The sequence below is a fragment of the Anaplasma marginale str. Florida genome, assembly GCF_000215485.1.
Taxonomy (GTDB): Bacteria; Pseudomonadota; Alphaproteobacteria; order Rickettsiales; family Anaplasmataceae; genus Anaplasma; species Anaplasma marginale.
In genome coordinates this window covers 1-10,231 of sequence record NZ_AFMS01000107.1, presented here as the reverse complement: position 1 = coordinate 10,231, position 10,231 = coordinate 1, and the positions used below count along the sequence as shown (strand labels likewise).

Below are 10,231 nucleotides of genomic sequence, written 5' to 3'. Positions count from 1 at the left end.
ATTGCGGGTGACAGCCCATCAATATGGTCGACATCGGGTTTAGCGTGCAAATTCAAAAACTGCCTTGCATAAGGGGATAGGCTTTCCACATATCGCCGCTGCCCTTCCGCGTATAAAGTATCAAACGCCAGGCTAGACTTACCAGAGCCGCTGACCCCGGTGATAACTATTAACTTGCCTTTGGGGAGATCCAAATCTATGTTTTTAAGATTGTGCTGCCCGGCCCCTCGGATGCTTATCACTCCACCAGACACTACCGGTTACACCTGCTTGCTATAGAGACTAAACTAACAACTTTTTGGCAGCAACGCAACCCCATCAGAAACAGGGTTTTGCACTTCTGTACCGCGCCCAAAACGCACCGTTTTAGCTTTGTTGAGTATGGCGTTAACAAAATTCACCTCTGCATCCTCCAGCGCGTAGGATGCAATATCAACATACTCGTTTATAACAATGCTCTCATTGGTGCTGAAACACAGCAGTTCGCATATACCTGCTCTCATTATAGACAGGCTCACCAGGTTTATCCTGTCCATGGACCAGTTTTTATTGATATGCTCAGAAATTGTGGCGTCAATCTCGGAACACCTAGCGAGCATAGACCGGAGAATTTTGGTCAATAACTTCTTGTCCACTCTTCCCAACCCGAAGACGCCACGCATCTCGCACAGATGCTCCAACAGCCCATCCAAATCCTCCGCTGCGTAGGAAGAAAACATCATGGAATATGCGCCCTGCACGGCAAGAAATCTGGCGGAAGTCTTGCCGGAATACCAGGGAAGATCATCAGATTTGCTGTCTGCTTCCATAAACTTACCCAAGAAACCTCTTGTACAATTCTATCATTCTCAACACAGCCGTGGCCGCGTTACCACCAACATCTTTGCCATTTGGGTCTGCCCTTTCCAGGGCAAGCTCCATGCTGTCGGAAGTTATAATACCAAACCCCAAGGGCACTACATGCTGCACTGCAATATCTCCCAAAGAGGCCGACACGGAGGACGAGATAACATTATGGTGGTTGGTTGCTCCTTTGACAATACATCCGAGTGCTATATAGCCATCATGGCGTTCCCGATCACTCATGATTGCGAATGAGATTGCCGCAGGGACCTCGAAAGACCCAGGTACGGTTATGACCTCATGCTCAACGCTAGCCGCGCCATAAGACTGCAATTTCGCGACTGCACCAGCTATCATGAGCTTGGATATCTCAGGATAAAAATCCCCAATGACTATCAAAACGTTCAAGCTGTTCTGCATGCCCACTCCCATATGCACCAAATACTCTTCTTCACGCGGAATTGTTGACGAGATCTCTTCTATCGAAAATAAAACGGCGCACAAACAACTGCTGCAGCATGGTTATCACATTGCTGCATATCCAATAAAGCACCAGCCCGGCAGGAAAGGAAGAAAATATAAATACAAAAACGTACGGCAGAAACTTCATGACGCCGTAAGGATCCTGGGTAGCTTGGTCTTGCTGGTTGATCTTCTGTTGTAGCACCATGGTTATGCCGAGTATGATGGGCAGTACTCCCACACATATTGGAGGCTCAAACCTAAGTAGCCCGAATAGGTTCAAAAGATTTGCTGTATCATGGCTTGATAAGTCTTGTATCCAGGCGAAAAGCGGGGCATGCCTCATTTCTATGGTAACGAACAAGACCTTATACAAGGCAAAAAACACCGGTATTTGAACCAATATCGGAAGGAAACCAGACATGGGGCTGACACCGTGCTTTCTAAACAGTGCAGAAATTTCCTTGCTGATCCTGACATCATCGGTCTTATGCAATTCTCTGATTCTAGAAATCTCGGGCTGTAGCTTCTTTAGCTTGAACATAGAGACGTACGATTTGCTGGAGAGGGGAAAGACCACAAGCTTGATTGCAATAGTGAGCATAACGATGGCCAAGCCAAAGTTCCCGACAACCTTGTGAAAGTACTGCAACAGTTGGAACACCGGCTTTGTAATGAAGTATAGCACCCCAAAATCCACAGCCTTATCGAACAGTGGTATGTTAAGCCCACTGCGATAATTGTCTAGCACTGCCAGCTCCTTGGCGCCTATGAAAAGCTGTGTTGTGGACTCGGCCTTTCCGCCAGCCGGAATTGTGCCATAAGATCTGCTGAAATCCACCTGGAAATGGTCGACATCATTCCTTGGAACGTGCTTAGCGCGGAAAGCCAACTTGCCTTTGTCGGATGAGGGGACCAAGGCTGTAAACCAGTATTTGTCTGCTAGGCCAATCCAGTGGCTCCCGGTGCCCTCATTCGTTGCGCCAACTCTGGCACCACTGCCTTTTTGCATGTCTTTGTAAGTCCATTCTTGTAGGCCATGGCCAAAGCTCCCTATTGCACCCTCATGAGATATCCAATATGACTTGCCGTCTTGGGCATGCGCCTTATTTATCCTACCATAGTACGACAAACGCAGGTCCTCCCCCGTGGAATTTTCCACTTCTTGAGAGACGCTGAACATGTACGCTCTGTCTATGGAAAATCTCAATCTGAAGACCAGCCCCTGCCCATTGTCCCAGCGGAGGGTAGCTGAGCCCTCACCAGAGGCTTCAGAGCCCTGCTCAACCTCCCACAGCGTATTTTTATCTGGCACCTTCGTTTTGTGTTCAGGGTCAATCCACCCGAATTCTACTATGGAATCTTCCCGAGTGCCCTCTGGCGACATAAGAACGACGTTCTCGGAGTGTTTATCTGTACTCACCTGGTATTTTGTGAGAGAGACATCGTCTACCAAAGCGCCTTTTAGAGATATTGAGGCGCGAACACTGGTGTTGCCCAACCTAACACGCGGCACTGAATTTATTGCATCGACCCTGGGCCTGTATTCTGCAACATCCATTGCCTCTGGGATCAGCGATTCCGAGACCACCTCCCTTTGCTGTTGAGGATATTCCTTAACCAATACTCTCTCATACACAAACCTCCACCCCACCATAACGGCGACAGAGGCTACTACAGCGAGCACCAAATTACGAGCTTCTGACATATACCAAACAATAACGGGTCGCACCGGTGATCTGCCCACATTTTGCTTAAAGCGCCACAACCGGAGGACTGAGGCTAACATATAAAGCACCACAAGGCAACACGGATCTACCGAGGTTTGCACAACAGCGCGACTAAAGTCGCTTACAGGACACGTAATTAGGGAAAACATTGCTAGCAATGCATTCTCACGCCGTATACCCAATTGGTTGTGCCTGTATGACACACGAACAAACTACGGGTCTACAGATTATGCCACGCAGACGCTACACGCCGGCACAACCCGATCTGTGTTACGTAGGGGAAGGCCACAGTACTATTTTGTGTTTTGCTCTGTACTACTAACGGCTTTGCGGGCTTTGGACATTTTTGCTGCGGTGCTACGCGCACTTATGTACGCGTAGTAAATGCCGCCTATTGGTATGGAGACGAAGTATAACACGCCCATCAGGGGGAGTATGACCCACGGGTTTGTGATCGCAAGCACCATCAGCACGGCAAGAATCGTGACTAACATGTAAAACCACCGCCGGGAAATGTTATGATGTTTGGCCGAGATGGTAGGAATATTACTTACGGACAAAAACGCAACAAATGCCAAGTATGCAGAGACTGTGTTTTTATTCAGTATTCTGTCTGATATCCACCGTACGTCTCCATCATAGAATGTCAGCATGACCGGAATTAACGATAGCAACGCGCCTATTGGAGCCGGCACCCCGACGAAAAAACATTTTCGCCAATCTTCCTTCTCGTCCTCGTCGTATAACGAAACATTAAACCGCGCTAGCCTTATGGACATGCACACTACGAATATCATGACCAAGACCCACCCAACCACGCGCATGCTGTACAGTAGCCAAAAATACAGCAAAAACGCTGGGGCAACTCCGAAACTCAAGAAGTCAGCGAAAGAGTCAAGCTGCGCACCAAAGGTTGTGGCTGAATTCAACATTCTGGCCACCCTGCCATCAAGGCCGTCTATCAGCGCGGCAACTACAATAAAAATTACGGCCGGCTCCCACTGCCCAGCGAACGTATATCTTATGGAGGTGAGCCCTGAACAAAGCCCCAGCATGGTGACCATGCTGGGCAGCAATCTTGTTATTGACGGGGAGCAGTGACCAGCCCTCTTCTCCCTAGCTCCGTCACTACTCATCAGATGGTGACCGCAAACTTGCAGGTAGCGAGACTAGCACAAATGTGTGCTGCGGGCAATCTATACCTTATCGAAAGTCAGATCCTTGTGAACAGTAGCCATATCAGCATCAAGTGAGGCGATTATGGTCTCCCCACCCACTACCGTATGACCCTCCGCCACGGATACTGGCATCCCCGCAGGGATGTAAATGTTCATTCTGCTTCCAAACCTGATAATTCCCATTCTCGAACCAAGTTTTGCAGCTTTTCCGGACTCCAGATCGCACACTATCCTGCGTGCCAGCACCCCGGCAATCTGCTCCACCACTATGCAGTGACCACCTACGGATGACTCAATCACTGCCCTTACGCGCTCATTCTCATTTACTGCTCCACCCGAACCTGCAGAGGAGAAACTGCCGGGCCGGTGCTCAACGGACTTGACCACTCCGGAAACAGGTACGCGATTAACGTGCACGTCAAACAGACTAAGAAAGATGCTTATTCTGGTTACTGTCTTGCCATCGTTCAAGGGAGACTCGACCTCCACAATTGAAGTAACAACCCCGTCCGCTGGACTCGCTACCAATGCGTCATTTAACGGTATGACGCGTATGGGATCGCGGAAAAAGTAAGCACAAAGTGCAGTTATCATTGCGAAAATTACGCCCAAGCTCGAAGAGAGCGCGAAACCAATGCACGAACAAAGAAAGGCCAGGCATATGAATGGGTACCCATGCCTGTGAATACTAGGAAAACTCATGTACACTACTACATACCGCAAATAACTCAGATAGATATTAAGGGGTTATTACAAGGATTGCAATTTCTCTGTGCCCAACCATACGTAATTTAAATACCTCTCTATTAACATATAGTGGACACAAATTGTGAATCTCTGTTGCATGCAATCACCATTAGATGAAATTACTGCTTTACACAACTATGAATACTGTAAAACGCGCTACGGTGACGGTTTTTAAACTCATGAACCTGGTGGGTGCACTACGCGCCTGCTGCAGGTAAGGTGGGAGCGGCCTAGTTACCGTCGTTCTGAGTGGTGATCAACCCATAAGGATGTACATCTCTCGAGAACGCTGTTCTGTTGTAGCCTGCTGCGTAGGAATTCGAAATCTACCGCGTTGGCGCACTGGTCCTGGTTTACACAGCTGTAAACAAAGCTTTCCTCGCCAGTTGATGGATTAATATGGCGCTGGATGCACTGTCCACATATTCCCCCCATCATGCACTGCATTGGAGAATTTATTGAGGCCACAATCTTTATTTGCTCTTTAAAACAGGATCGCAACTTTCCTCTCACTGCACTGGAAATTGCGGACATCATGCCGCTGGATCCTACCATGATTATTCTGTCGACTGATTGTAATTTTATCGTAGAGTTTTTTGCGGCGCTATAAGCCTGTATCGCGTCTATAATGTTTCCATGGTGCGATATGTCCTCCGGCCGTTCGTGCTTGATGGCGCCGTCCTCACAGCACCACACGGTGGTGTGCGATGCAGCTTCTATAGAGCGTATTCCGAAAACGCTTTCGAGGCTTCTGTAGCCGGCAAAATACAAAACCTTGCATCCATTTGCTATCAATGCTTTGCCGACTGCAAACAGCACCGCGTTTCCCACACCACCACCTACCAACATCACGTTCTCGTCACTTGGTATTTCGGTCGGAGTGCCTACGGGCCCCATCAAGCTTACTAACTGTCCATCACGCAGTTGGCTGCATAACTTCGAAGACCCCCCCACATCAAGCACCACGACGGTTATTGTGCCATTTTCCTTATCCACAGAAGCCCCGGTCACTGCCACTCCTTCCATCAGAAGCTGTGTATGTTTGGCGTACGGATGGGCGCTACCGAAGTTTTGCAACCTATAAAACTGCCCAGGTTTAAATTTGCGCGCCGCAATGGGAGAGTGTATTGTCAGTTCGACTATATTCCGCGCCGGATAGGTAACAGAGGTTACGTGTGATGAGAAGCACCCACGGACCGACTCCAAAAACATCTCGCTGCTACAGTGTTTGGGGCCCCTCTCCAGCGCCTGTGTTACCAGTTGATACCCGTTTTTTGCGCTTGCTAGTGCCTTGACCACGCTACCTTTATAATAGGGATGCAGGTCTCCGAAGGCGCTTATTGTTTTATCGCGGGAGATAAAAAAGCTTCGCTCATCTAATGATGCGGTTTCTAAGTGATGCCCCGCTTGGTTACACACTGCATCCTTTGTTGGTCTGAAGAGGATGTTACGCTCTTCCAATACGTGGTGCCCCTCGTGCGTACCTACCGCGATTATGGCGCTTCTTGCCGCAATGTGCCTCTCTTTGCCTTCTGCGTCTTTTACCGCAATGTTGGAAACGTGGCCGTACTCGTCTAGCATTATTTCGCTTGGCTGCATACTTTCGGCAAAATACACTCCTTCGGATAGGGCATGTTCGAGCTCTGCACTGTTCAATTTGTATGCGATGGAGGAATTCAGGCTTTTGCGGTAGATGATTGTTACTCCCCCCCAGGCTTGTAGAAGTGGCAGAAAATCTGGCTGCCTTTTTTCTTGTTGTGCCTTTGTTCTCTCTGACCTAATTTCGCGCGCGTGGCTTAGGAATTCGTGGGCAATTGCCCGTTCTTCCTCGCCCCAGCTGCCCTCTACTGCATCTTTGCCCAGCTTTTTTACGAGAGCCTCATACTTCAATAAAAAGTGTTCGACCTGCACTGGGTAGTATGCGAGTAATTCGGTTGCTGCGTCTACTGCGGTTAATCCACCGCCAATTACTACCGCTGGAAGCCTAATTTGTAGGTTAGTAAGAGAGCTGAACTGCGTTGCATTGCCCAGGTGTAATGACATAAGAAAGGCAGATGCCGTCATTACTCCTTTCGCAAGCATATTCCCCATTTGCGGAATTCTGGGTGAGCCGGCGCCCGTGGCGAGAGCGATGTGATGAAAGCCCATGGCGAACGCATCTTCAACGTCTATAGTGCCACCCAGCCGCACTCCGCCGTACATGGTGAAATTTTTTCTCCTTTCAAGAAGCAGCCTTGCAACTTTGAGATAATTCTTGTTCCATCGGGCTGTAATTCCGTATTCAGATACCCCCCCAAAGCCGTATGATGGCCTATCATCCAGGTTTTCAAATAACTCGCTCTTGGCATCTTTGACCAAATCAAAGGCGCATTTTTGGTTTGTTGCCGTGATGCCCGAAAGACGCTCTGGTAGCGCCTCAATTTTTAGTCCATCAATTGCCACCACGTTATGCCCCTCATTAAGTAGGTAATGGGATAAACCAATACCGGCGGGACCAAGGCCTACAACCAAGACATTTTTCCCAGTGGAGTGTTTAGGCAGCACATTTGTGAAGGAAAGTGGATTCCACCTGGTAAACAAAGAATATATCTCGAACCCGTAGCTGAGATTTAGCACATTATCTAATATGTGAGTTTCTATGTAGGGGACGTCCACGGGTTGCTGCTTTTGGTATATGCATGAACGCATACAGTCGTTACAAATGCGGTGCCCAGTCAGCACGCACATAGGATTATCCACCACAACAACTGCAAGTGGCGCCACGATGAGCCCTTGTGCCCTTAAAAGTATTGCCTCGGAGACTTTCACCCTAACTGGGCACCCGCCCATAGGAATGCCGAGCTCGGAGGCCTTCACATTTCCCAGCTTGTCCACAATACCCTTAGAACAGCTGTCGCGTTTTTGTTTATGGCACGTAATGCAGTAGTGTACCTCGCTCAGCGCACGTTCAGATGATGGCGGCTTCGCTATGTTAAAGCCCTCTCTTGCCGTGGAGGTCTTTGCTGTAATTAAATTTAGCCCGAATTTCTGTACCGTGTTTACGGGAATTAGGTTGTTGAAATCCGTCTTGCTTGGTACATGAAACAGCGTGGACTCGCTACCCAAGTGCACCATGTATGCAGCATATTTTGCCGCTACGTCCAGCTGAGGCTCGTACTTTTCTGGCTCTTCCAACCATAGATTCACTTGCTGTGCAAAGCTATACTCTTCAACCGGAATGCTGAAAAATTCTGACAGCGCGTCTGTTATTGTGGTTAAGTTCAACCCTTCCGGGCTACCGTATTTTTTTAATGCATAACGGTGTACGAATGTCCTTTTGCATTTGTGCAGAGCTAGGGATTTTGTGTGGAGCTCCCAATCCCGCCCCATTTCCGCCTCTATGCCGAACAGCTGCGCTATGAATTGTTCCAGTACATATGCCAGCTCTATTATGATTTCCGAGCTCCCGATGCCTTTACTACGCGCGCCTATCAGCTGCTCAAACAATGTGAAGCTGTGCTTTTTTACTGCATTGAGAAACAATCTATCCAACCTTTCCAGGCCCGCGTGGGAGTATAAGCCTTCTTGGCTCACTACATTCACACACCTGGGGTTGTCTATTGTATCTGCGGGAATCTGCCCGTCCACTGCACACATGTGCTCTCTCGGAAAATAATAACCGTGCGTCTACCGCAACAAAATGCGTCCGCGTGCCACAGATGCAGGCCACCCAGCCGGCAAACACACCGGGGTGAGTGCACCTTATAATAGTACGTTTTGCGGACAAACTGCGCCAAGTATATGCTATTGTGCCTGATATTCCAAGTGGTTGCCGTTAGTGCCGGCGGCATCCAGTCCCTGTGGCTGGTGTTTTTGTGGTATTCGGATTTATGGTTAGATAGGTAATTAGCCTTGCCTCTTACCTTAATCATTGTAAATGAAATACAGCGCGATCAATCTTTTAGGATTTTGCCGTGCTTGATAACAAACTGTGTGCCGCACAACCAGCACCGTTACCGGGTGGCTGTGCAGCACTATGTACCCAAGCTTAGTACATCGGAGTAGCTACAGCGATTAACGCGCAGCTCCTCTTGCAGGTGGAGTCGCGCTGGAAGAATCGAATCCGCGCATCAAAGACGAGACATGCTTGCCTTGCTGGGTCTGCTCTCCATCTTTTTGTGAAGAAGTGGATGCGGATCTGCCTGCCTTTTCCGCTGATGCAGGGGATTTTCTTCCCGCCGCCCCTTCTAGATTGCCCATGCTGGGGGCGCCTTGCCTTCCTGTAGAGACCATATCCGAGTAGGAAATCCCATTGCCCATAGCTTTCTGAGCACCGGAATGGCCGCCGATAACTCGCTCGGCCTGCTGCGTTGATTGCCGCTCTGCCAGCATTCTTTCCAAGGTTGGTATGGCCCCTGCAAATGCAGGATTTGCACTGATTTTAGAAATCTTCTGTGTGCTCGCGTCGGCTGTTCTAGACCCAGTGACATCACCATGCTGTTGAGCAACGGAGGCCTGTTGCGCCGAGGTTTTTGCTGCAGTTGCAGGCTTATCGATTTGTGACGAACCATTTCTGGTTGAAAGTACTTTCTTCAACTCATCTACAAACCCCGGGTTTGTGCTCCTGGCATTCTCGTGAACGGGGGCTAAGCCCGGTTTCTTTGCTACTGCACTTGGTGGTGTGGCGCTGCTGCCCACGGTTGGCGATTTCTGCTCAGCTGATTCGGCACGTGCCTTTTCTGCCAGTGCGGCGCTAAATGCAGCTGCCTTGCTTTTGAGCTCATTGAAATCTATTTGTGCGGGAGCAGAAGCAGGGGTGGAAAGTTTAGGAGTGCTAGCCACGACCTTTGGTTTTTCCGCCCTGGAAGCTTCCTGCGCAAACGTGTTTCTGTTTGTGAGTAAAGCGTTCAGCCGGTTGGCAAATTCCGCTCTGGACTCACGTGTTTGGGCGGAGTTTTTGCGTACGTCCTGGATTTCACGCGCAGTACTTTCCGACTGGGCAGAACGTTTAGGGCTTTGCAACCCAGCTTCAGTTACTTGGCCAATCTTGTCAGAGGACATCGCTTTCCCTTGCTGCACGCCAGGTGTAGTGCTGCCAGTGTTCAATGCAGAGGCAGCTACTGGCTTCGGTGCAACAGCTGGTTTCGCTGCAACGGCTGGTTTTGGTGCAACAGCTGGCTTCGCTGCAACGGCCGGTTTTGGTGCAACAGCTGGCTTCGCTGCAGGCGTTGTTGCCCCAGTCTCACGCACGGTACTTTCCGATTGGGCAGAACGTTTAGGGCTCTGCAAGCC

Annotated in this window: 7 protein-coding genes and 1 pseudogene; all 8 read right to left on the bottom strand. The window is 49.4% G+C overall.

Features of this window, described 5'->3' with window-relative positions:
- Window positions 1–254, bottom strand: a 254-nt coding sequence (locus GAC_RS02920; RefSeq protein WP_141564196.1) for an ATP-binding cassette domain-containing protein, incomplete at its 3' end; no start/stop codon positions are given.
- Between the two features lie 33 nt (window positions 255–287).
- Window positions 288–809: a transcription antitermination factor NusB gene (gene nusB, locus GAC_RS02915; RefSeq protein WP_010264051.1), complete on the bottom strand. Its 522-nt coding sequence runs from the start codon at window positions 807–809 to the stop codon at window positions 288–290.
- A gap of 4 nt (window positions 810–813) precedes the next feature.
- Window positions 814–1,275, bottom strand: coding sequence for a 6,7-dimethyl-8-ribityllumazine synthase (locus GAC_RS02910; RefSeq protein WP_010264055.1), 462 nt, complete (start codon window positions 1,273–1,275; stop codon window positions 814–816).
- 19 nt (window positions 1,276–1,294) lie between these two features.
- On the bottom strand, window positions 1,295–3,013 hold the full coding sequence (gene yidC / locus GAC_RS02905) for a membrane protein insertase YidC (RefSeq protein ID WP_011114285.1): 1,719 nt from the start codon (window positions 3,011–3,013) through the stop codon (window positions 1,295–1,297).
- A 315-nt stretch (window positions 3,014–3,328) separates the two neighbouring features.
- Window positions 3,329–4,171: a CDP-diacylglycerol--serine O-phosphatidyltransferase gene (gene pssA, locus GAC_RS02900; protein WP_012658913.1), complete on the bottom strand. Its 843-nt coding sequence runs from the start codon at window positions 4,169–4,171 to the stop codon at window positions 3,329–3,331.
- Between the two features lie 60 nt (window positions 4,172–4,231).
- A complete protein-coding gene (locus GAC_RS02895) occupies window positions 4,232–4,915 on the bottom strand; it encodes a phosphatidylserine decarboxylase (RefSeq protein WP_010264061.1) in 684 nt (227 codons plus the stop codon).
- Between the two features lie 279 nt (window positions 4,916–5,194).
- Window positions 5,195–8,596 carry an FAD-dependent oxidoreductase gene (locus GAC_RS02890; protein WP_010267426.1) on the bottom strand — a complete coding sequence of 1,134 codons (3,402 nt, stop codon included), beginning with the start codon at window positions 8,594–8,596 and terminating at the stop codon, window positions 5,195–5,197.
- Between the two features lie 417 nt (window positions 8,597–9,013).
- A pseudogene (locus tag GAC_RS02885) lies at window positions 9,014–10,231 on the bottom strand (hypothetical protein); the annotation flags it as partial.